Genomic DNA, 23447 nt, shown 5'->3' with positions numbered 1-23447 from the left:
ACCAAGCTTCACCAGGTCTACTACTACTTTACTTGTCGGCAGACACGAGCCTGTGAATCCGACCATCGAAAGCAAGTATCAAAAGATCACCCTCACGATCTTCACCAAAGCTGGCGATGTTCAGGACTTTCTGCTTGGAGACGTCGATCAGCTCGCCGCTCTCGATGGCCTCACCGTCTTTGGAGCGAACGCCCCAGATCCGCCCGCTCTGATAATCGCCATAAACGTAGACTCCGTCCAGCGGCAGGGCATTGCCTCGGTAGACATAGCCTCCGGTGATGCTCTGGCCCAGGTCATTTCGTTTGGGGTCGAGTCCGACCGCGTGAGGGTATTCGACGATAGGCTTGGTGATTGGGCTCGCGGTGTTGGCCTTCTGGCGAGGCTTGAAGTTGTGAAATCCTTCCTTCACGCTCCAGCCGTAGTTCCCGCCGTTCTGGATGACATGGACGTACTCCCACTTGTTCTGGCCCACGTCGCCGGCCCAGAGTGTCCCGTCCTTGCGATCGAAGGAAAACTTCCAAACGTTCCGAAGCCCGATGCAATAAACCTCGGGAGCCCAGTCGGAGAACTTGGAGTCGCGGAGCTTGGGGTTGTCCGAGGGAATCCCGTAGGGCTTGCCATCGGAGGGGTGGTCCACATCAATCCGGAGGATCGATCCGAACCAGTCCTTGGGATTCTGGCCGGTGGTCAAGGGATCATCCGCCGCCCCGCTGTCACCCAAGGAAATGTAGAGATAGCCATCGGGCCCGAAGGCGATGCAACCCCCGTTGTGGTTTTCGAAGGGATCGTCGGCCGAGACCCAAATCCTCTGCTCGCTGGCCGGATCGGCCTTCCTGGGGTTGTCCTTCGAGACCTTGAATCGAGAAACCACCGAGCGTCTGTGGTGTTTCCCGTCTTCCATGTCGTGGGCGGAGTAATAGACGAAGAACTCGCCGTTCTGCTTGTATTTCGGGTGGAAGGCGAGACCGAGCAGTCCCTCCTCGTTCCCCTTGTTCATCGGATCGGGAAGCTGGAGGAATTCGACCTTGTCGGTGGTATCCTTCTCGTCGGGGAACGACTGGATGGTGCCCTTGAATTGCTCGGCGACGAAGAGGAGGTTACTTCCGTCCTCGGGTGAGGCCAGGGCCACGGGGCGGTCGAACTGGAGGTTAGGAAAGGCCACTTCGGTCTTCAGCCGGGGAAGATCCGACTCGGCCTGAGCCGCGGAGGAGATCGTCGCGACAATCAAGGCGGGGATAATCCGGGCCAGGCGGGCCATGAGGGTGGGGTGGGCGTCGATCACGAGAATGCCGTTCCTTTCGATTCGTTCCCGTCCGGATGGGGCGAATGCGGCGATGGATCACCGCAGGCCGGACTGAGGCCCAGTGCGTGAGCCGGTTTCGTCGGTATAGCCCTGTTATAGGAGGACCGACCAGGACCGGCGGGAGAATCATCCCGTTGGGCAAAATAGTAGAGCGGATCCCCTGGCAATCGTCAAACCCCGGGAGAGGCGGATCGGTGTGCCTCGAACTTGGAATGATTGGGAATGTCTGTGGGAGCTTTGAACGATGAGAGTCACCGAACCTGATCGACAGACGTGCTACCCTCTGCTTAGACCAGGCCCGGCTTTCCCGTTCAGTTCGTTCGGGCCTTGTCTCTAGCGACAACCGCCTCGTGGTGGGAGGCGACGCGGCTCCGGGCGTAACTTACTCACTTTGAGCCCAGGGCATCGTCGGTTTGAGATCCGAGAAGGAGGCGATGGGGGTTTTTCTCGATATTGCCGGAGTTGTCTTCAGCATAGGCGTGGATGACGCCGTCCTCCGGGTCTTCCAGGATCACCTCCCACTCCAGGAAATTTCGATCAATGGCGCGAGCGTCTCGACCATTCACCAGTACTCTTCGGATCGATCCGTTGTCGACCGAGGTCCCGCGGACCTTTCGTGTCCTCTCTTTCGCCATCGACACGAACGTCACTATGGTGGTCGGCGGGGTGTCATCGGGGACAAGAGATGTGTCCTCGTTCGGTGTTGAAGGTGCGGGGCCGGCCAGGTACGTCCGGCGGATCGTGGCGCCTTGGTATGCGTGGCCATCGCCTCGAGGCTGGAACACTCCGTAGCGGCAGTGATCGATCAAGAGCCCGTCCACAAGTAAGTTGGGGGCTTCTGGCCGAAACGCCCATAGGCAATCCCAGAGCCTCGTATTCTTCAGGACAAACGGATGATCTCGGTCGGGGCCGACGCCATCGGTTCCCTCGCCGAGGTCGATTCCATAAAGTTGGTCGTGGGCCTCATTTTCGTCGAAGCGGATAAACGGTAGCGTCCGGACATCGATCGTCTCGCGGCGTCCGTCAGCGAGCAGGACGCGTCTCCGGAGATCATCGATCGGTGCGGGGGTCGCCTCGTAGCGGAATCCGTAACGGTCGCATTCGGCGGCCAAATTCCGGGTGAATGCGTTGAGGCTGTTCGCCCACCAAAAGCCCGCGCCGGAGTTGTCGTCGAAGGCCAGAGCCTGGTCGGGCAAGGGCTTGCCCGCGTACGCCTGAACGGCCAGGTTTCGGTCCAGGATGTTGAGGGTCTCGGTCCCATCCTCCAGATAAAAGCCGTGGCCGATCGTTCGATAGCCGACACAGTCTCGGACGACGAGGTGGTTGGTCCCGTGGATTGTGATCCAGCGGTTTCCGCTGTCGTGGATCGACGCGCCAACGACCGAGCTTCCCCTCATCGACTCTCCAACCATGTGAAAGTGGATCGGATAACGACCCTTGACCCCCTGCTTCCCGAGGCCTCGGAACTCAGCATAGCTGATCGAGCCGGACGAGTTTCGGTGGTACATCGTGTGGCCCCGACCCTTCAATGGGTCGGACGACTCGACGATCACGTTCCGGCTCAGGTTGGCGACCTCTCCCCTTTGTCCGCCCGGCTCGGAGTGAGCATTCGCGAGCGGTCGGTCTAAAGTCAGAGTCGTCCCGTCGAGCGATCTGACTTGACGCACTTCCGAGAAAACGGGGGCCGTCCCGCCGCCGGGCTGGAGGGTCTCCCCATCCTTTCGGGCTCGGTTCGAGGCGGCGGTCAGGAGGACTTGGTCCCCGACTCTCCAGCCGGTCACGGGACGCGAGAGATTCAAGGCGGAATCTCCGGGCCGGGCCTCTCCTCCGAGCTTCACCCAGGTCCGGTCCATCGGGGCGCCATGGAATTCCATCCGGCCCCCACAGCAAACGATTGCCGGGCAGGATTCGGCATCCATGTCGTCGAACACCACGAGGCGGACCCGAGCCGTGTGTCCAGTCTCGACCGGCCTCAAGGCCGTCCCGACCTCAAGGGCTGGCCTTGGCCGATCGATGGGGAGCCTCGGGGTGTGGGCGTCGCAGTCGAATCCGTTTTCACTCGCGTCGTCGCCGTTTTGAATCTTGATCAGGCCGACATCGAGGCGTGTGTCCAGATCGGTGGCGAATCTCAAGGTGCCAGCCACGTGGATCGAGCGGATCACACGCTCGGAGTTCTCATCGTAAAGGACCTCGTGCCCCTCTCGGACCTGAACCCGGTCCCCCGAACCTGGAGTTACTCCCCTTTCCCAGGTCGAGCCTGCGGACCAGGGCCCGCTCTGTCTTGATCGGATCAGCCCAGTCCCGTCCGCCATCGAGGATGGTCCCGGGACGAGCCAGAGGAGGAAGCAGATCCAGATCCTGATCGCCGTCATGTTCTCTTCCCAAAGACGACGATGACGCGTTAGTCTCTCTCGATATCTGCGGCTCGGAGCGTGAACGATGGCATCGACCTCTCACCCTCGCCCCGACCCGAGAGTCCTGATTAGGGAAGTTTGACGCAGCAGTTCAATACTGCCCGATTGATCGCGTAGACGGCCCCGTCCGGGCCGATGACGGTCGGCGTATAAGCCTCGCCCGTCGCCGCCGCGAGAGTGAGCGCCGGAGTGAGGGTGTTGGTGGTGAAATTCCACCGGTAGACGTTCCCGTCTTCGCTATTGACAACGGCGCACTTGTTGAAGGGATCGACGGCCGTCGAGTTGACGCACCATTCGCGGACGGCGTTCCCTCCGTACTCAGGGTCGGGCGTCGGTCCGAGGACGCTGATGACGACCTTCATGGACATGGCTCCCCGGACCGGATCGATCTCGGAATCGTTGGGGTCGAGGATGGCCATACGATTTTGGCCGTCGCCGCCGGCCCCGGCGTAGTTGTTGTACTTCGTCAAGACGAGGTACGAGGACGACCCATCATAGGAAGCGACCGCACTGGCTGGGACGATCGAAGGAGTGATGTCCCATCCGAAAGCGCTCGGTGTCTTGGCCGTGGCCAGGTCGCCGCTGAAATGGAGGAGCCAACCCCGATAATTGTTCGACCCGAGGTTGTTCTCCAGGACGCCGAAATACACGTCGCCGTCCGGTCCAACTGTCGGCGTTCCGCTCCCGTCATCGGGGAGTAGCGCGTTATTGCCGGGGCTCTTTACATCTTTGAGCCGGATCTTTCCTTTAGTGGCGAGAGTCTGACTGTCGAGCGCGACGAGGAAACCGGTTCCGAAGCCGCTATTCCCGTTGACCTTATCATTCACCCCGACGTAAACGGTCGTGCCGTCCTGACTCAATGCGGGCGCGCCATTGTAAACGACCTTCTGCATGGTCGCGTCACCCGTCGCGGCGGCGGCGGTGACATAGGTCCCGACCCCGGCCTTCGAGATCCGAGCGAGTCCCCCCTTGGCTGGCGCACCGGCCGCCGGGGCGAGGATGGCGAAGCCGAAGTATAGGTTCCCATCATCGTCGGCCGTGATGGGCGTGCAGATGAAAACGCTGGAGTTGAAGGACAACTTGTTCGCATTATAGTCGGCCACGGAGGAGTAGAAGCAGCGTTGAGTGATGGCACCCGTCACCCGGTCCGGGTTGGTCCTCAGGTAGACCGTGCCCCCCGCCCCGGGCACGGCGAGGCTTTGGCCGCCCGAAACCAGGGTGGGTCCACAAATCGGATACCAGGAGTGTGGAGGTGTGATGTAGTCGGTCGTGAGGGCCTGCGACCAGGCTCCCGCGCCATTCTGTCCTTTTACCGCCTTGAACTGGAAGGCGTTCGGGTTATTCGGCGTCCCGCGGACCGTGACAATTACGGTATTCTTCCGCGTGATGACGGGGCTCGCATAATGGATGAAAAGGTTCCCGCCGCTGAACGGTGGGTTCAGGTCGACGGGCATGTGCCAGAGGACCTGCTGAGGGACCTGCGAAGCAACCTTGGATAGACAAGTGTGCTGCGGGTCGGCGGCGTATCCACCCCAGTATTGCGCCGAGGCCTTGCCCGGTTCCAGGGCTGGAACCAGAATCATCGCAGAGATGCATCCGAGAACAGAAGTCAGTCGTCCTGATCGTCTCATCATCATCCACCATTCTATTCAAAGGACCCGGCTTCCAGAATTCTGGCGGCGTTCAGTCGACCCGACGAGCCGACCGCCGCATCCACCGATGACATCCGAGCAACGCCACGCCGATTGCCAGAGAGGCCAAAGTTCCGGGCTCAGGTACGGCCCTGACGAGGCTGATATTGTCGATGTCGAAGTAGGCGAAATCGTTCTGGAACCCGAACCTGACGATCGTGGTCGAAAAGGTTGCGATCGACTTGTAAGTGAACATTTGATAGTCGAACGTCGAGAGATCTGTCGAATCGGCCAGTGACATCGAGCCGAACTCGACGCTGAACGCGTTGGGCGAACTCCCGTCCTCGTTCATCAGGAAGAAACTGAGCGTGTACTCCTCGCCCACGACGGTCGCGACCGTCTGTTCGAGGAAGACTTTGCTACTCTGCGGTCCGAAATAAGCAGCAAAACCCCCGCTATGAGGAATGCTCGAGTCTACACCGAAGGTTGTCGGGTCGGACGTGTTACCGGATAACGTCCAGCCAGTGAAGTCTTCCGTCTCAAAACCGCCGTTGACGATGAAGTCGGCTCGGGCCTCGTCGTTGGGGTCGAGCCAAGCGACGGCCGCGAGCAAGACCGCGAATAAAGTCAAGGGCTTCCGCATCGGCGCATCTCCCAGGAAGAAACGGAGTCGTCGCGAAGTCCAGGCGATATCGACGAACTGACCCCCGACCATGGGGGCGGACTATCGAGGGACCACCCATGGATGTCAAGCTGACTCGATCGAAGCAGAAGGAATCGCGCGAAGCGGTTGACCATCGGCCCTCGGAGAATTGATCCCTGTCAGCCAACAGGTTCAGGGACGGCTAATCGTACTGGCCGAAACGACGCTCAGAAAGAGGCAAGATCTCGATCGGGACGAAGAGCCGGGCACAACCCCTCGACCTCGTGGCTCATACCATGTGAGAATGCCGCGTATTCGAGTATTTAGTGATTCAGCAGAGTTGATGAGTTTTGAAGTGTCCTGGTCATCGTGCCAAGGTCATTTGTCGTCGGTCGGAGTTTTGGCCGGTGCTGGGCGGTGGCTGGGTAATTGTGCCTTGAAGTCGCCCAGGCTGATCCACCGGGTCTTTCGATTCAAATCGACCTCCGCAAGTGCCACTTCGCCCCAGCACTGAGCCTGAGCGATGAGCTCGCCCGAGTGGTCGAATACGCCGGAGATCATCCAGTTTGTCGAGACGTCTTCATAGGTGCTGCTGACGATGTAGACCTGGTTCTCGCAGGCCCTGGCGCGGGCGAGCAGAGGATTGCACCCCCAGACCGGCCATGCGATGACCTCGGCCCCTCGATTGGTCAATTCTCGGGCGACTTCCGGAAAGAACCCATCGTAGCAGACCATCATTCCCAGCTTGCCGAACCTGGTCGAAAATACCGGGTATTCCGACCCGGGCGTGATTCCTCCATCGACCTCCCCGCGAGGCAGGCAGACTTTCCGATACTTGCCAAGGAGCGAACCGTCGGGGCCAATCAGGACGGCGACGTTATAAACCGACGTTCCATCGCGTTCCAGCAGTCCGGCAACGATGTAGAAATCATGCTTCCGGGCCAATTCTCCAAAATATTCGGTCGAAGGTCCTGGAATCTTCTCGGCAAGCTCGTGATAAGCTTTGCCCAGGCCCGGATAGGTGAGAGTTTCACCGAGGACGACGAGATCGGCGTTTCGTCGAGCCGCCTCGGCGATCATTGGCTCAAACATCCTTCGGTTATCTCCCGCAGACGTGCCGCCTTGGGGCCGGAAGTGCACGGTGGCCAGGCGAACCTTGCGAGGCGGATTCGGTGAGGTTTCGACGAGCGAAATGTTGCGCCAGCAGACCTTCCCTTCGGGAGCCCATCGGAGATGAAGTTCGACGATCGCCTGGGTCGCACTGGAGGGAGCCTGGTAAGTCTCGGAGACCTCGGTCCAACCTGCGGTGTTCGACTCGTGGATCGAAGGGAACTCCGTCTCGGCAATTCCGACCGAACCCCGGAGATACCCGGCCACGGTAGGCTGATCGGTGGGCACTTTCCGACCTTCTGCATCTCGCCAGTGAATCTCGGCAACAACGCTACGTCTCGGCAATTCCACGTTTTCCGAACGATAATCGGCCCGAAACCTGTAGGACCTACCTCCCTCGATCGAGAAGGTTCTGCTCCAGCAACCAGCGACGCCCTCCTGCCCCTTGCCCTTGATCAAGAGGCGGATTTCTCCGCTCGGTCCAACGGTTTCCTGCCCGAATTCAGGGCTGATTTCCGGACGAGGCGAGTTTGTTGTCCAGCCATCGAGTTCGCCCGGACCCTCCATGGCGCTCAGTGACTCGCTCGAAGCGAGAATCGACACCCCAATCCCGAGAACCGTCATGATTTTCCGGAGATTGATCATATCATAGGAAGTAATCACCGATCTGTCTCCTACGAAAGTGGTCTCGGCATCGCCTTCACCCCAGGAGAGTGAACCAATCTGACGAATCAGATTCCCGCATCTCGGGGCGAGATTGAGCATAATCGCCCCTCACCGCCGGGGTCCAGAAATCTGGCACTGATTTCGACCGGAAGATCAGCTCGACTCCAAATGTCTCGCGAATCAATGCGTACCGGAATGTTCCGTGAGAACCAAGGTGATTTTCGATTCGGAATCAGCAATGTCGAACGCTCGATCGCTTGTTCGACCAGGAATAGAGCCAGGCCGTTCCCGATCCGATGCCCTGGATGCTCATGATATTGCTCAATCTGGGGAGAGTTTTCACGATGCGTTTCATGATCCTTCTCAAGGCGAATCAGGCGACCGAAGCGGGCGTTTTGCCGGATGAGAAATTGCTGACCGAGATGGTTCGGTTCAACGAGGAGTTGGTGCAGTCCGGGGTCATGCTTGCGGGTGAAGGGCTTCATCCCAGTTCGAAGGGTGCGCGTGTTCGCTTCTCGGGTTCGAATCGGACGGTGATTGACGGACCATTCGCCGAGACCAAGGAACTGATCGCCGGTTTCTGGCTCTGGAAGGTCGGCTCTCTGGATGAGGCGATTGAGTGGGTCAAGCGCTGTCCCGCTCCGACCAGCGAATTGGACGCCGAGATCGAAATCCGCCAGGTCGTCGAATGCGACGATCTCGGAGCAGAGTTCACTCCCGAACTCCGATTGCAGGAGGAACGCCAGAGAGCTCAGTTGGGTCATTTGTCATGATGCGGCCTTGAGTCCGGGCGATCGGGTAAGGGCGAATGTCGGAGGCTGTCACTGCGTGAGACGTCTCCCGTTCCTCGCCCTTCCCGCCCGGAATTCCACGGTTGCTCCCTTTTCGGGAAAGATTTACCCTCCGGCGATCGCTCCCACAATGAGAAGCGGCTCGATCCCCTCGACAATCGCCTCGGGAAGGGGCTCGTCGGGCGATTCGTGAGACCAATCCTGCTCGCAGGCGAAGAACCTCAGGAACGGCCGACGGTCCTGGGTGACGTGATCGCGGATCGTCCCACGAAGCATCGGGTAACGGGTTTCGAGTGCGTCCAGGACTGATCTGAGAGTCGCGAATTGCTCCGATTGGAGGCGTACTTCACCCTCGATGCTCACGATCATTCTCAGATGGGCTGGTAGTACCACTCGGATCATGGGATTGCCTGAACTTCGACGGAAAGGACGGCCGGAAGATCGCGGACGATCGGGATCCATTGGTCTCCCGAGTCGGCCGACGCATAAACCTGACCGCCGGTGGTCCCGAAGTAGATCCCGCAAGGGTCAAGCGTGTCGACAGCCATCGCGTTCCGAAGGACGTTGACGTAGCAATCGCTCTGCGGCAAGCCGTTGGTGAGAGCCTGCCACTCATTTCCACCAGTCCGACTCCGATAGACGCGTAGTTTCCCGTCCGGCGGGAAGTGCTGCGAGTCGCTCTTGATCGGCACGACGTAAATCGTCTCCGGTTCGTGAGCATGAACATCGATCGGGAACCCGAAGTCGGTCGGCAGATTTCCGCTCACCTCACGCCAGGACTCACCGGCATCGTCGGATCGCATCACATCCCAATGCTTCTGCATGAACAGCACATCGGGCCGGGATGGGTGCATCGCGATCCGGTGGACGCAATGGCCCACCTCGGCGTTTGGATCTGGAATGTATTCCGACCGGAGCCCTCGATTCATCGGATGCCACGACCGCCCTCCGTCGTCGGTCCGGAACACTCCCGCCGCAGAGATTGCGATGAAGATCCGTTCGGGATTTCTTGGGTCGAGTAAGATGGTATGAAGACACATCCCCCCCGCCCCGGGCTGCCATCGAGGGCCTGATTCATGGCATCGCAGACCAGCTAGTTCTGACCACGACCGACCACCGTCCCTCGATTGGAAGAGAGAGGCATCTTCCGCGCCCGCATACACGAGGTCGGGATCGGTCAGCGACGGTTCCAAGTGCCAGACCCTCTTGAATTCCCAGGGATGTTGCGTGCCGTCGTACCATTGGTGAGTCCCGGGGATCCCGTCGTATCGAAACTCATTGCCGACCGACTCCCATGACTTTCCTCCATCGTTGGAGCGCTGAATCATTTGCCCGAACCATCCCGACGATTGCGAGGCGTAAATTCGATCCGGATCCGCGGGCGAACCTTTGAGATGGTAGACCTCCCAACCCGCGAAAAGCGGCTCGCTGACCTCCCAATGTTCTCGGCGCCCATCCGAGGTCAAAACGAAAGCTCCCTTGCGAGTCCCGACCAGAACTCGAACTCGGCTCATCTTTTACCTCCATGTTTTACTGCAGACTCGAAACGCTGATTTCGATGGATCTGGGGTGAGTCAGCTCGCCTGAATCGTGATCAGGACGCTAATTGTCGATAGACCGGATGCGTGGTAAGCTGTGAATCATCGACAACTTCGGCGCGACGACTCTGGTCTAGGCGGAGACTCACTTCGTCAATAGTCGAATACCTCGCCGGCAAATCGACGCCTTCGTCGATTTATTTCCATTGCCCGAGGAATGTCGTCGAATAATTCTGACGATGCCATTCCCGGGCGCAAATCGGCGAACGACTTTCCAGCGAGAGCGAACTCATGCCCGATCGCTATTGGCTGGTACATCCCAACGGCGGTCGCCAGCTGATCGACCCTAGGCAATTCGATCTGACTCATCTGGTCGAGCAGGCCCGGAGAATCGGGGGCCGACTCATCGTCGAATCGATCGCTTTGGGCGGGCAGGGTCAAGGCCTTTCCGAGCCGGTTGGACGACTCTTCGAGCCCCCACTTTCGGCACTCGGGCCGCTCTTTCGGACGAGGTTGGGGCGGATTCACGATTGTGAGACCGACTTCATCGTCGACATCAACTCCCGCCCGACTCATCGGGTCCTCGGAGGTTATTACAAGTCGCGGCGACTGGTCCGCGTCTACTCTCACGACCGAGAACTGGGCCGACGACCCATGGAAGAGCTCTTCGACACATTCTTGCACGAGGTCGCTCATCACCTCGAATATACCGAACCCGGCACGTTCCAGGGGCTCGCTTGCGGTCGGGTCCCCGGCCGGATGCATAGCCCGCTTTTCTGGCGAATCCTGGGCGAGCTCAAGGGTCGCTGGGCCGATTCGCAGAGGAATTCCTGAATCGGTGGGGCGCGCAAGCAGCCCCGCCCCACCGAACTTGATCGGGCTTATTCGCCCAGCCCGAGCGACTTGATCTTGGCCGCAACATCCTCGCCAGCCTGAGGATTGTTGATCTTCTTGTCGATTTCCTTGATCACGCCATCCTTATCGATGTAGAACGTCCATCGGCTGGCGAAGCCGGACTTGGCCAGGACGCCGAAGGCTTCGGCGGTGGTCTTCGATGGGTCGCTCAGGATCGGATAGTCCAGGTCGAGGGACTCGGCGAATTTGGCATTCTGTTCGGGGGTGTCGACACTGGCGGTGAAGTAAGCCACCTTGGACGACTTCAGGGCTTCGCTGTTGGCCCGGAATGACTTGCACTCCATGGTGCAACCTCCGGTAAATGCCTTCGGGAACCAGGCAATCACGATCGGTTGCTTGCCCTTGTAATCGCTCAGGCTGTAAGTCTTGCCGTCGGAAGCCTTGAGGGAGAAATCGGGGGCCTTGTCACCGACCTTCAATTCCTCGGCGGCACGCACGGTGCCCCCGTCCAGCACGATCCCCAGGCCGATCAGGGCGGCCAGGCCCCAGGTCTTGATGCTCATCGAGGAAGCTCCCGGTGTTTCAGGCTGATCGAATCCGCGTCGCGCTCCCAAACTCCTGGAAGCCCGCTGGCTCAGACTAGCATCCCCGACCAGTGCCTGCAAACCGGGAACGCCCCTGAGTCGGCTTGTGGCTCGTCATTCCGATTACTATGATCGAGTCGATGATCCACACTTCCCCGTCGAGCCTGCCGGGCCGATCGAGGAAAAATGGCGGGGCTGACTGGCGGAGGCTATTGAAGGCCGATCGCCCAGAGTTCAAGTGCGGGAGGCGAAGTGATGGCGACGGCCGATCGGACCAGGGCGCGGATCTACGACGACATTACCCAGACGATCGGCAACACGCCCTTGATCCGGCTTCGAAGGGTGACGGCCGGATGCTCCGCCGAAGTCTTGGCCAAGCTGGAGAATTTCAACCCGCTCTGGTCCGTCAAGGACCGGATCGGCGTGGCGATGATCGACGCGGCCGAGGCGGCGGGGCTTATCAAGCCTGATACGGTAATCGTCGAGCCGACGAGCGGTAATACCGGGATCGCACTGGCCTTCACCTGCGCCGCTCGCGGCTATCGCCTGATGGTAACCATGCCCGAGAGCATGAGCATGGAACGTCGGAGGCTCCTCAAGGCTTTCGGGGCGGAGATTGTGCTCACCCCGGCCGTCGAGGGGATGCCGGGGGCCGTCCGTAAGGCCGAAGAGATCGTCAAGAACACCCCGCACGCGATCATGCCCCAACAGTTCAAGAACCCGGCCAACCCCGAGATTCACCGGAAGACCACGGCCGAGGAGATCTGGCGAGATACCGATGGCCAGGTCGACATCCTGGTCTGCGGGGTCGGCACCGGGGGGACGATCACCGGTTGCGGGGAGGTCCTCAAGGCCAGGAAGCCGGGCCTGAAGGTGGTCGCCGTCGAACCGTCCAATTCGCCGATCCTGACGCAACGTCTCAACAACGAGCCGATCAAGCCCGGGCGGCACGCCATCCAGGGCATCGGGGCCGGGTTCATCCCCGACGTCCTGAACGTGGAGATCATCGACGAGGTCGTCCAGGTTCGAGACGACGAAGCCTTCGAGATGGCCCGGCGTCTCGCCAAGGAAGAGGGGATGCTTGTCGGGATCTCCTGCGGAGCCGCCGCGACGGGTGCCCTCCAGATCGCCCGACGTCCCGAGAACGCCGGGAAGATGATCGTCGTCATCCTGCCGGACCTCGGCGAACGCTACCTGTCCACCCCCCTCTACCCCGAATAACTCTCAGCCTCGGTGACCGCAACACTTCCCGGTCTGGGGCGTGCCTTATTCATCCCCTTGAGGAATGAAGAATGAGCCAGGGTGCGAGGATCTTCCTCGGGGTCTCGATGCTCCTCATGTCGGCCGGCTTCATGGCCCTCATACCATTCGTGAGGCCGGTCTCTCCTCAGGCTGGTCCGGGTATGGCAGGCTTCGGAATATTCTGCGGCCTAGTCGCGGTCGCCTGTCTCTCGACCGCCAGCCAACCGGTCACGATCCGATTGATCGGTGGAGTTGTTTCCCTGACATGCCTCTATTACGTCGCAAGTCAGCTCTTCGAAAGTAGAACGATCGGGGAAGAACTCGATCGGGGATCGGTGAAGAGCAGGCCTGGAGTTTTTAATAGCATCGGCTTATTGATCCTGGTCGGACTTCCCTCGGGATACGCCACCGTCCGTGGCCGATATCCGGGATGGGGCCAGCATGCGATGGCATTCAGCGCGGTGGGTCACCGTCCAGAGTCTTCCCGGTGAATACTCCGCCCGATGATCCCCGGAAGCTGATCATTCCCGCAGAATTCCACGATGCGATGGTGGCTCACTGTGTCCATGAGGCCCCGCTGGAATGCTGCGGGCTGCTGGGCGGCGTTGCCCCGATGGTCTCGTCGATCCATCCATTGCGAAATGCCTCGGCCAGCGAAGTTCGCTACGATGCCGATCCTCGCGACTTGATGACTGCGGTCCAGTCCCTCCGGGCTCGACAGGCCGAGATCCTGGCGATTTATCACTCCCACCCGCGATGGGCGGCCATTCCCAGCCAGACCGACCTCCGCGAGAACCACTACGGCGATGTCCCCCGGATCATCGTTTCGCTCCTGGGGGAGACCCCGGAGGTCCGGGTCTGGCGGCTCGACCCGGACTCTTATGAGGAACTGCCCTGGTCGATCATGCCAGGATCTCCCTGACCGCAGTCGTCGAACCCCGATGCCTCGCGTCGGGGTCGAGCAGGTTCATGGTTCAGACGTCGCAGAGGGTGACGGCCTGACGAAGTCCGGCCAGAGGGTCGCGGGTCGGGATGAACTCCTGTCCCACAAATCCCTGATAGCCGATCTCGATCAAGGCCTCCATGATCGGTTTGTAGGCGATTTCCTGCTTGTCATCCAACTCTCCTCGGCCGGGATTTCCCGCGGTGTGGACGTGCCCGATCACGTCCTTGTGCTGGCGAATCCGCCGGATGATGTCGCCGTCCATGATCTGGACGTGGTAAATGTCGAAGAGGAGCTTGAGGTTGGGGGACCCGACCCGCTTGATGATGTCGACACAATAATCGGTGTGATCTCCCTGATATCCGGGGTGCCCCTTCATGTCGGTCGCGTCTCGCGAGTTCAACATCTCCAGGCAGAGCGTCACGCCTTTGTCCTCGGCGTAGGGGAGGACTTTCTTGAAACCCTCGACGCAGTTCTTCGCCCCCTGCACTGCAGAGATATCCTCCGCGAATCCGGTGAAGCAGATTACTTTCTTGAATCCGTGGGCCGCGCAGGCGTCGATGGCGTCCTTGGTTGCCTTGATGACCCGATCCTGATACTTGGGATTGTTGAATCCCTTGGCGAATGGCGGATCGGGCTGCATGTCGATCTGCCCGATGGCACATTCGAGACCGGCTTGCTTGAGGAGCGGGAAATATTTCGAATCGACCAACTCGATGCTCTTGCACCCGAGTTGCTTGGCCACCTCGATCATCTTGGGGACGTCCCAGTATTTCTCGAAGCACCAATGGACGATCGACTGGTTGATGCGTCCCCTTCGCTCGGGGCTTTCGGAGGCCTTCTGGGTGTCTGCCCGAGCCTCCGCAGTCAAGGAACCGAGCGCGAGCACGCCAGTCGAGGCCTTGAGGATCGATCGGCGGTTGGACCGCGCAAACTGGCTCGGATCGGCATCTCGGGGATTCATGGCGGGAAGTCTCCCGGTTCGTGGTTTCGATGGTTCGGAGAGGTGAATCCGACCCGATTTTGATACCATGAGCGAGCCAAGGATCCCAGGAAAATCCCGCACTATCTCATCGCGTGAGATGGCCCTATCACGATCCACTGGTCATTGACCCGTCCTATCGAGGCCATTAGACTTACGATCAAGGTCTCACCGGAGATCAAGTTCGTCGGGTGGCTGCCGATCTGGTCGCGGGTCGCACCCGGAACCGTGTCGAAGACGAGCGGGGGCCGCCATGAGTTTCGGGGAAAGCGGTGGTAGCGAGGTTGACTTCGAGACCATGCAAGGTCGAAATTGGCCCTCGGTCACGCAGTACTCGATCTTCCTGGAGAATCGCGTCGGCCAGTTGCTCGAACTAGTCCGCGCTTTCCAGGGCTCGAAGGTCAAGATCCTTGGCCTCTCGATATCCGACTCGGCCGACTGCTGCATCATCCGGATGATCCTGAGCCACTCCGAGCAGGGCCGCGAGATCCTGGAACTGAAGAAGATGGCCTTCGCGGAAAATGAGCTGCTCGTCGCCGAGATGACGGCCGGTCCGCACTCACTCGTCGAACTCTGCTCGGCCTTGATCCAGGCCGAGATCAATATCCATTACGCCTACCCGCTCATCGTCCACCCTCGGGGACGCCCTGCGGTGGCCCTTCACATCGACAACATCGAGCAAGCCGGCGTCTCTCTGCATGCCAAGGGCTTCGAGATCCTCTCCGAGGCGGATCTCTTCAGCTGATATGGGCGAAAGTCGACGAATGATCGGGAACCGTCTTCCCATTGGGACGGTTCCCGATCTGCATTCTCAATAGGAGTCGGCCGAGACCACCTCTCCCCCGTTCATCGTGATCACGTTACGGAACACGATGAGATTGATGTTCTCCTTCAGGAACCTGACAGAGCCATCGGCGAAGAGGGCATTGATGCCGCCCGGATGGTAAGAGAACGGTTCCTGGTTGGCACCGGCCTGATTCGTCGTGCCGAACCCATCATCGCCCGGTTGGGGGTACGCCTTGGAAGAATGCATCGGCCGCCATTTGTTGTTCGGTTGACCCGAGACGCCGCCGCCGCTCCCATTGGCCTCGCCCCATCGCCAGGCCCGACGCTGTCCCGGCGGGACGGGACGTGCCACGTTCGGTTCGGTGGGGGAGACATAAGACTCCGGCCGCTCGCTGACATACCGAGCGTCCCGACCGGCATCTTCCACGACGAAGGTGGTATTGCTCAGGCCGTCGGTGATCTCGGCTATCCGGGTCGATCCCGAGTTCAAGACCCCATTGGCACGCGACGCCCGATTCCGGTAGGGAGTGATCGGGGTCGCACCGATCTGGTTCGTCCTCAACTGCGGGTCGATATCGGTGTAGGTCGTGGCGATATAGTCATTCACGCCATATCCAGCCCCCGCGTTCTCGAACGGGGCGGCGTTCGGATCTCCCTTGGCGTCGCGTCCTCCCCCGGAATCCCGCACGGAACTCGGGCAGATGAACGCACTCACGACCGTCGAGTAGCCAGTATAGTTGACGCCCGAGATGTGGTTATAATCAGCATATTGGAAATTGATGGCGTTGAAGGCGCCAAGTTGCTCGATGAAGGGCAGGATCCTAGCGTGGAAGCCCGTCCCGTCGACGTACATCGTGTCGGGTACGGGCAAGTTGTAGAGCGAGCCCTGGCCGGCGGTCGGGAATCCGCCGAAAGAACTCTCGTAGTTGTGCAAGGCCAGGCCCAACTGCTTGAGGTTGTTGGTGCACTGCGCCCGCCGGGCCGCCTCGCGGGCCGCCTGGACCGCCGGCAAGAGCAGGGCGATCAGCACCGCGATAATCGCGATGACCACCAACAATTCGATCAGCGTGAAGCCACCATTCCGCAGCTTCGTCCTATGCCGTTTCATCGATTCATGCCCCTTCGGATGGATTGAAAATGCATCATTGCGTTCAAGATTAAGTTCGTTCATTTCAACCGTATCGGAGCCAGTTGATTGGACTGAGCCTGGACGGTGATGGAAAGGCCCGAACTGTCCTCATCGATGTATTTGATCGGGAAGGCGGGCTTGCGATGCTGCCGGCCTAGGGTGCTCGCGGTGTCCGGCTCAATCCGGATCTTGAACTCTCCCGCGACCGCTCCATCGCCTTCCGTCTTGGTGGTGAGCTTGAAGTTCCCGTCCGGTCCGATCAGGCCCGATGCCGGGAGACTCTGAACGTCCTTGGGAATGAAGGCAATCCTTCCCGAATTCAAGGGTTTTCCATTCGATAGGAGCACTCGCCCCTCGACCGGAAAGGTGTTAGCAGACGACCCCCCCGAACTTCCGCATCCGACCAGATTGATCGAAATTGCCAGGGTCGCTCCGAGACAAATCCGTCGACTCGAAACCAATGCTCCAAATCTGTCCCAGCCCCACCTTCCCCATCGCTCGTTCATCAGTTTGGCTCCGGACTCAAACCATCACCGGCGAAACATCGTCCGCGATATCTGCCCGACCCGAGAAACCATACTAGATCGATCGGGAATTATCAATAGTATCTCGATCGAATTAGTTGGGAATTGGAAAATAGATTGAAACCCCGGCCAATTTGTCGTGCCCGGATCGAGTGAAGGGGCAGTAGAGCCCGTGACGGCCTCACGTTGCGGCGGGTCTGTCAGTGAGAATGAACGGAGAGGAGTAAGTGGTTCGGGAGACGAAGGATCATTCGAGGTCCGCAGTGGCATGGGGTGGGGATTTCTGCGGTTGTTCCTCGGCTTCATCTCCGACGGATGGAATGAAAGAGGTGGTCCGACCCTGCCTTACGCTCGACCTGCCCTTCTTTGAGCATTCGACGGAGCCAGGGGCTTGCACCTTTCGTCGCACGGAAAATGGCACGATGCATCATCTTGACCTCCAACTCTCCGAATTCCTCGGGAAGGAGTTCCAGCCCGAGCCTCCCGACTTTGATTCCATTAGATAGCCAGTTCATGGCGTTTGCGATGATGGACTCGTGATCGAAGGCAAGGGGGCCTGGAGGAGGGGCGATTCGCCAGGCCGCCTCGTTGGCATCATCTCCGCCCTGGACTCCGGGTGGGGTTCCCCGGAGGACAGCAACGTGAGCCAGGCTGATCGTTCGACCTCGGGGGTCGCGTCCCGGATCTCCAAAGGCCCCAAGGAATGCGACCGGCCCGGATGCATCAAGGCCCGTTTCCTCGCGAAGTTCGCGTCGAGCCCCCGCCTCGATCGACTCACCCATCTCCAGGAACCCTCCCGGCAGGGCCCATTGACCGGCGAAAGGCTCGTGCTTGCGGCGGATGAGCAGGATCCGCAGTTCTTCTTCCTCGATCGCAAAAATTGCCAGGTCGACGGTGACGGCCGGGCGCGGATAATCATAACAATAGGGAGGCGGCATCGCTCGGACTCCTCGAGTCAGCTCCGTCCCGATCGTCGTTCGGAATGAAGCTCGCACTAATCCATCGGGACTTATACCATGAACGACCCAGCCCGGCATTCGTCCATCGATAGCGATCCCGATCTCGATCAACCCATGCTTTCAGGGTTGGTCGCCAGGCTATCCGATGCCGACGGGCCTGCCGACCAGGCTGGTCTCTGGCCGCAGGAACTGTGGTCGATTCTCGAAGCGGCGGGTGCCAGCCGATGGGCCTTGCCTCGTGAGTACAACGGGGAGGATTGCGATCGATCGACGATCCTCCGTCGTTATGCCCGAGTTGCGGAGGGTTCGCTGACGGCGGCCTTCATCCTCTCGCAGCACGATGCGGCCGTCCGACGGCTGATCGCCGCGATTGAAAGACCAGTGGCCCGGAACTGGCTAAGGCTGATCGGACAGGGCAAAGCGTTCGCGACGGTCGGGATTTCCCAGCTCACGACTTCGCGTCGACACTCCGAACAAGCCGTGAGAGCAAGGGAAGTGGCCCCCGGCCAGTTCCTGGTCGACGGACTGATTCCCTGGGTCACCGCCGCCTGTTCCGCCGAGGTATTCGTCGCCGGGGCGTCGACCGATGACGGCCGACAGCTTTTGTTCGCCCTACCCGCCGACCGAGAAGGTCTGAAGATCCGGCCCCCGTTTGCTCTGGCGGCTCTACAGGCGTCTTGCACATCGGAATTGTCCTGCGAGGGGGTCACGATCGAGGAGTCGGACTTGCTGGCCGGCCCGGTTCTCGACGTGATGGGCGTGACATCCGGCGGCGGAACGGGAGGGTTGGAAACTTCCGCTCTGGCGATGGGCCAGGCCCTGGCTGCTCTGAAAGCCCTGGAAGCCGTGGGGCGAGACGACCTGTTCGAACCGGCCGAGGCCCTCCGCGAGTCCTGGGAACGACTCCGCGACGAGCTCATGGCAACAGCGGAAGGTCTACCGGCAGCGCCGACTTCGGCGGCCGTCCGAGCCCATGCCAACGACCTGGTGCTCCGGATAACTCAGTCCTATCTAACCGCCCGGAAAGGATCCGGATTCCTCCTTGAGGATTCCGCCCAGCGATGGGCCCGCCAGGCCTTGTTCTTCCTGGTCTGGTCCTGCCCGAGCCCGGTCGCCCACGCCTCGATTCGCGACCTGGCCGGCCTCTGCCCTGCGCGAGGGATCTGATCGAGTCCAACTCAGGTTCTCGAACGATCTAGCTGAATCCTGGCGTGTGTACTCATTCCCGAGAAGTTGCAAAGAGAACGGATATAGTCGCGGCTTCCATCGTTGGCCCAGCCATCGAGCTGGGCGGTATCCTTGAGCTGCTGTCCCCGTTTGCGGTCGACCGCCAGGAACGCACAGGGAAGATCCGGTAGCGAGGTCAGGTCGCCCCAGAGCTTTTCAAATTGGACCACGGGAAAGACGTCTTCCTGTCCATGACCCCAACGTCGCTTGACGTCCTTGATGGTGACGTAGGTGGGGACTCGGGCCGCCATGCTCCGAACCGATGCAGCGACCTTGTCGGGGTCGTTCCTGAGATCGTCCCGAGTCAGGTGGAAGGCATCGAGCAACCCCTGGACGTTCACCCATGTCGTGAGCGTGTTGTAATATCGGAGCAGGAATTCGACGTCCTCGCGAGGTTGGGCCAGCCCTTCGAGCAGCCGGAGTCGTCCTCCCACCCGGGCGAGTCCGCCTCCTCGATCCTCGATCCTCCGGGCGATCACCTCGGTGTTGAGGGTGGCCCCGGTCTTCATCGCCAGGCCCAAGACACCCGGGTCCAGATTGGCTCCGAGGGTGTCAATGTTGTGGACCATCAGCCAGTTCAGGCGAGGAAATTCGTCGAGGAGTCGGGCAAGCACTCCGTTCCGAAAGAGCGTCGGGACCTCATAGAAGTGACCCGGTGGGTTGAATCTCTGGATGGGGACGTTATCGGAGTAATCGGTCCCCTCACCCTGAGACCGTGCCCAATCCAGGATGGCCCGTCGGCCCGCGTCGCGGACTTTCTGCTTGTTCTCGTCGAGTAGCTCGTGTGAGGACTCTTCCCAGAGGAAGGTCAGGTCGCGGACCATCGGGACCAGTCGTTGGCCGATCGACTGGCCTCGCGACAGGATCACCGGTCCGTCGTGGCCATAGTTGCCCGATTGCGAGAGGTGGTGTTCGATGGCCGAGTGGGTCAGGAAGCTTGTCGTGACAACATGCGGGAGCTTAACACCAAAAAGATCTTGCGACTGGCGAGTCTTGGCGAGATGGAGTTCGAGGAAGGAACGGTGTTCGCCGGACATCATCACGAACGGGTTGACCGCCTTGACCACGCCCGCACCGGTCGTCCACCGACTTCCAACACCGGCTGCTAGAGTGACGACCGCCACCTCTCCATTCCGCAAGGCGTCCTCACCCCGTCGGATCGCTTCGATGGGGAATGGTCCCTGGGCCTGGGTCAACTCCGAGTCGTCGACGTCCCGGATTTCGACGTCGATCGGCAAACGATTCCTGGAGAGTCCGATCCGGCCTCGTCGGAGGTCATCGCGCAGTTGTTGATGCTGGACAGGGTCGAAGCCATTCTCGCGACGGATCTGTTGGGCTTGCTGGTCCCAGCCGGTCGAGGCGGAGTTGGCCGCGGCTCTTGCGACGGGGAAGAGATTATTGATCATCGTCCGAAAGACTCGGAGCAACTCCCCCGTATTCTCGGAGTGATTGGCAAAATGGTCGACATCCGCCTTGCGGAGCGAATCGAGCCCGACCGATCGTTCCGAGATCATCCTGGGGATCTGGAGGGTGTAATACCGGGGAGGCATCATGGCTTCTTCATTCACCACCAGCTCGGCGAACGTCCCGTGAGGATTGATCTGAAAATCATAGACGACCGGTTCCATAGCGAAAGGAAGGGCATCGTCGAGCCGGGCCTTGACCCGTTTCATGATCAGACCGACTTCCTCCAGGAATGTGGCCTTACGGTGCGGGGCGACGAAGAACGCCATCCCGCCGCCCGACATGCCGCCGAGCATGAGGAAGCCCCAGAAGTCGGGACCTAAGGTCTCCCGCGCCTCGCGGATGATCGACTCGGTGAAGCGGTTGCTCACCCAGGGGATGATCCCCTTGATGGGCCCTTCCCAGTTGCGGGTCGTGAGTTCCCCGAGGGTTTGGACGTTGGCGGCACAGACCGCCTCGACGATCTTTTCGAAGATCTTGAGGGCCTCTCCGCGGCCATCCCACTCGGATTTGCTCCGGAGGAGATATTTCTCGGTGACCATGTTCAGGATCGGCCCGACATTCTGTGCCATACCGCCATGGACCAGGACCAGGCTGTCGGCCAGGGCTCGGTGGAATCGAGGAATTTCTCCCGAGGTCGACGGACCTCCATCCAGGATCTCGTGGCTCGGCAGGAGCCTTCCTCGACTGATCCCGGCCTCGGGGTCTGACTCGCCGGCCGGCACGCCTTTGATCAGCTTGACCCCGGGGAAGACTCCACCGGAGTCCTGCCAACCTCCGCCCGATCCTCCGAGCCATTCACCGAGGATGGCCCGGGCCACAACCACGGGAGCCTCCTCTGGATTGAGCATCCCAGTCAGATTTTTCGCCTGCCCGGTCGCCCTCATCAATCCCGAGATCAGCGAAGCAAGTAGGTTGGTCGAGACCGCTAGACGCGACCCTTTAGGGATGTCGTTAACCTTGCTCACAATCTCCAGGCCATGTCCGGGCCGGATCACCGAGGCCAGGAGTTCATCAAGCCGGGCCGAGGTTCCCTCCAGCGATGGGGGTACCAGGCCGGAGGCGATGACACCCGCCTTGATCAGGCCGAGGTAATCATTCCCGAAGTTGAAAAGCTCCTCGATCGAGGCGACATCCTTGCAAGCATTCAGATCAATGCTGGTCAACCGCAGGATCGGTTCAGTGATAACGCGGAGACGCGTCTCGATCGGGGGTATCGGATGTGGATCCCGCCGGTGAACGCCAAGATCGACCGAGATATTCAGGACTCTCGCGCCTTCCGGATAGTCCATCCCGAGGAAGAAGATATCCGACCAGGCCGAATGCGTGAGGTCGAGACGAACTGGGGTGCGTTCGATCAGGATCGGAAATAGGCCATCGTCTAAGAATCGCTCCAGAAGCATCGGGTGAATCCGGATTGGATGCTCGCCGACCTCTCCCACGCGAAACATCCATCGATTACCCTTGCAACTTCGGACCGACCGGCGGACCTGATCGGCCAGGGTCTGATAGGTAATCCGCTCGTAGGCCTGCGCCAAGGCGCTCGCAATGGTCCCGTTGGGCCCGTCCCGCTTTTCCGACAGTCGAAATACGGTGATCGCCTGCTCGAACCGTCGCTCCATCAGGTCCGAAAAGCCATCGAACGGGACCACTCCACCAGAGGGGATCTCGGGCGAGTCCTGGATCCGGTAGCGATAGAGATAGTGGAGGAACATCGACGCCCGGACCCGCTCGTAAAGGTTCCTGGCGTCCTGGCGGAACTTTTCAAGATCTTCGGCGGCGCCGAGGACTTCTTCGGTCGAGAGCCCGGCCAGGAGTTCCTGAATCGGCCGATCGCGAATGGTCGGATCGAGGCTGGTGATGGTCTGGATCAGCGGGCTCTTCGGGAAGGTCCTGACGGACACGGAGGAGCTCCTGAAATGAGAATGAAGCCCGCGAAAAAACCGGGAGGATCTTGAGGATCAAGCGGATTTCCAACGTTCCACGTTCTGGAGGGCCGAGGGGGATTCGGTATCGGAGGACAACTTGACGACCGAGAAAGTCCCGTCAGTCTCCAGGACCAGGGCCTGGACCTGATCGATCGAGGCCAGTCCCGCCTCCCGGACCGCCTGGTGAATCTCGGGCTCGATGACCCTTTCCTGACGCATGGCCTGGGTCAGCATCGTGCCGTTGTGAAGCAGGAGCTTCGGCTCGGACTTGATGAGGCCCGAAACGAGCCTCGATCGGGTTGAAAGCCAGGTCATCGCGTACTGAAGGCCGATGAGGATCGTGAAACCCAGGATTCCCTCGGCCAGGGCGACCTGTTCGGTCAGCAAGACCGTCGCCAGGGTCGAGCCCAGGGCCACCGTGATGATCATGTCGAAGGCGTTCATCTTCGATAACGTCCGGTTTCCCGAGATCCGAAGCAGGATGACCAGGGCAAAATACGCAAGTGGTCCGACGACCACTACACGCTGAAGTCCCGTCCAGTTGTCGAAAATCATCGGAGATTGCCCCTGCATTGGACCGCGAGTTCGACGCTTGTCGTCGATTCCACCTGATGGCTGACCTGGTCCTCTTGGCCCGAGCCTCGAATCGACTAATACGATCCACCTTCGGACCCGTTCCCTTCGGAACTTGCAGGTCTGGGGCCGAGACCTTGCCCGGCCCTCAAGGC

20 protein-coding genes are annotated in these 23447 nt (G+C 60.2%); 6 read left to right on the top strand and 14 right to left on the bottom strand.

Annotated features, from left to right (window positions below; genetic code table 11):
• Window positions 1–28: 28 nt before the first annotated feature.
• From P12x_RS07460 to P12x_RS07440, 5 genes are all read right to left on the bottom strand, one after another.
• Entirely contained in the window at window positions 29–1282 is a 1254-nt protein-coding gene (locus P12x_RS07460) for a PQQ-dependent sugar dehydrogenase (protein WP_435010242.1), read from the bottom strand.
• 407 nt (window positions 1283–1689) lie between these two features.
• Window positions 1690–3675 carry a G8 domain-containing protein gene (locus tag P12x_RS07455; RefSeq protein ID WP_435010241.1) on the bottom strand — a complete coding sequence of 662 codons (1986 nt, stop codon included), beginning with the start codon at window positions 3673–3675 and terminating at the stop codon, window positions 1690–1692.
• Window positions 3676–3785: 110 nt separating this feature from the next.
• On the bottom strand, window positions 3786–5300 hold the full coding sequence (locus tag P12x_RS07450) for a hypothetical protein (RefSeq protein WP_435010240.1): 1515 nt from the start codon (window positions 5298–5300) through the stop codon (window positions 3786–3788).
• A 100-nt stretch (window positions 5301–5400) separates the two neighbouring features.
• A complete protein-coding gene (locus P12x_RS07445; RefSeq protein ID WP_435010239.1) occupies window positions 5401–5991 on the bottom strand; it encodes a PEP-CTERM sorting domain-containing protein in 591 nt (196 codons plus the stop codon).
• A 378-nt stretch (window positions 5992–6369) separates the two neighbouring features.
• Window positions 6370–7389, bottom strand: a complete 1020-nt coding sequence (locus tag P12x_RS07440) for a carbon-nitrogen hydrolase family protein (RefSeq protein ID WP_435010238.1) — start codon at window positions 7387–7389, stop codon at window positions 6370–6372.
• Window positions 7390–8111: 722 nt separating this feature from the next.
• Here P12x_RS07440 and P12x_RS07435 point away from each other — a divergent pair.
• A complete protein-coding gene (locus P12x_RS07435) occupies window positions 8112–8540 on the top strand; it encodes a YciI family protein (RefSeq protein WP_435010237.1) in 429 nt (142 codons plus the stop codon).
• A gap of 123 nt (window positions 8541–8663) precedes the next feature.
• Here P12x_RS07435 and P12x_RS07430 read toward each other — a convergent pair whose 3' ends face one another.
• Both P12x_RS07430 and P12x_RS07425 read right to left on the bottom strand, forming a co-directional pair.
• Window positions 8664–8960, bottom strand: coding sequence for a MoaD/ThiS family protein (locus tag P12x_RS07430; RefSeq protein ID WP_435010236.1), 297 nt, complete (start codon window positions 8958–8960; stop codon window positions 8664–8666).
• Window positions 8957–10072: a WD40/YVTN/BNR-like repeat-containing protein gene (locus P12x_RS07425; protein ID WP_435010235.1), complete on the bottom strand. Its 1116-nt coding sequence runs from the start codon at window positions 10070–10072 to the stop codon at window positions 8957–8959. The genes P12x_RS07430 and P12x_RS07425 overlap by 4 nt, the downstream gene beginning before the upstream one ends.
• A gap of 315 nt (window positions 10073–10387) precedes the next feature.
• On the opposite strand from P12x_RS07425, the gene P12x_RS07420 reads away from it, so the two are divergent.
• A complete protein-coding gene (locus P12x_RS07420) occupies window positions 10388–10930 on the top strand; it encodes a hypothetical protein (protein WP_435010234.1) in 543 nt (180 codons plus the stop codon).
• A 47-nt stretch (window positions 10931–10977) separates the two neighbouring features.
• On the opposite strand, the gene P12x_RS07415 is transcribed toward P12x_RS07420, so the two are convergent.
• A complete protein-coding gene (locus P12x_RS07415) occupies window positions 10978–11514 on the bottom strand; it encodes a peroxiredoxin (RefSeq protein ID WP_435010233.1) in 537 nt (178 codons plus the stop codon).
• A gap of 276 nt (window positions 11515–11790) precedes the next feature.
• Here P12x_RS07415 and cysK point away from each other — a divergent pair, with 276 nt between their 5' ends.
• Window positions 11791–12756 carry a cysteine synthase A gene (cysK, locus tag P12x_RS07410; protein ID WP_435010232.1) on the top strand — a complete coding sequence of 322 codons (966 nt, stop codon included), beginning with the start codon at window positions 11791–11793 and terminating at the stop codon, window positions 12754–12756.
• Window positions 12757–13264: 508 nt separating this feature from the next.
• On the top strand, window positions 13265–13699 hold the full coding sequence (locus P12x_RS07405; protein WP_435010231.1) for a Mov34/MPN/PAD-1 family protein: 435 nt from the start codon (window positions 13265–13267) through the stop codon (window positions 13697–13699).
• A 52-nt stretch (window positions 13700–13751) separates the two neighbouring features.
• Here the strand turns inward: P12x_RS07405 and P12x_RS07400 are convergent, their stop codons facing one another.
• Entirely contained in the window at window positions 13752–14684 is a 933-nt protein-coding gene (locus P12x_RS07400; RefSeq protein WP_435010230.1) for a hydroxypyruvate isomerase family protein, read from the bottom strand.
• Window positions 14685–14955: 271 nt separating this feature from the next.
• Between P12x_RS07400 and P12x_RS07395 the strand changes: the two genes are divergently transcribed.
• A complete protein-coding gene (locus P12x_RS07395) occupies window positions 14956–15447 on the top strand; it encodes an acetolactate synthase (RefSeq protein ID WP_435010229.1) in 492 nt (163 codons plus the stop codon).
• A gap of 66 nt (window positions 15448–15513) precedes the next feature.
• Here P12x_RS07395 and P12x_RS07390 read toward each other — a convergent pair whose 3' ends face one another.
• From P12x_RS07390 to P12x_RS07380, 3 genes are all read right to left on the bottom strand, one after another.
• Window positions 15514–16596, bottom strand: coding sequence for a DUF1559 domain-containing protein (locus P12x_RS07390; protein WP_435010228.1), 1083 nt, complete (start codon window positions 16594–16596; stop codon window positions 15514–15516).
• A 59-nt stretch (window positions 16597–16655) separates the two neighbouring features.
• Complete coding sequence (locus P12x_RS07385; protein ID WP_435010227.1) at window positions 16656–16964, bottom strand: hypothetical protein; 309 nt, start codon at window positions 16962–16964, stop codon at window positions 16656–16658.
• 479 nt (window positions 16965–17443) lie between these two features.
• Entirely contained in the window at window positions 17444–18079 is a 636-nt protein-coding gene (locus P12x_RS07380) for an NUDIX domain-containing protein (RefSeq protein ID WP_435010226.1), read from the bottom strand.
• Between the two features lie 135 nt (window positions 18080–18214).
• Between P12x_RS07380 and P12x_RS07375 the strand changes: the two genes are divergently transcribed.
• Complete coding sequence (locus tag P12x_RS07375) at window positions 18215–19267, top strand: acyl-CoA dehydrogenase (protein ID WP_435010225.1); 1053 nt, start codon at window positions 18215–18217, stop codon at window positions 19265–19267.
• A gap of 11 nt (window positions 19268–19278) precedes the next feature.
• Here the strand turns inward: P12x_RS07375 and P12x_RS07370 are convergent, their stop codons facing one another.
• The gene (locus tag P12x_RS07370) at window positions 19279–22695 is read right to left on the bottom strand and encodes a UTP--glucose-1-phosphate uridylyltransferase (RefSeq protein WP_435010224.1); all 3417 of its coding nucleotides are present in this window, start codon (window positions 22693–22695) and stop codon (window positions 19279–19281) included.
• Between the two features lie 57 nt (window positions 22696–22752).
• The gene (locus P12x_RS07365; RefSeq protein WP_435010223.1) at window positions 22753–23274 is read right to left on the bottom strand and encodes a DUF421 domain-containing protein; all 522 of its coding nucleotides are present in this window, start codon (window positions 23272–23274) and stop codon (window positions 22753–22755) included.
• Window positions 23275–23447: the final 173 nt, after the last annotated feature.

The sequence above is a fragment of the Tundrisphaera lichenicola genome (genome assembly GCF_051175385.1).
In the GTDB taxonomy this organism is placed as follows: Bacteria; Planctomycetota; Planctomycetia; order Isosphaerales; family Isosphaeraceae; genus Tundrisphaera; species Tundrisphaera lichenicola.
This window is presented reverse-complemented; position numbering and strand designations above follow the sequence as displayed.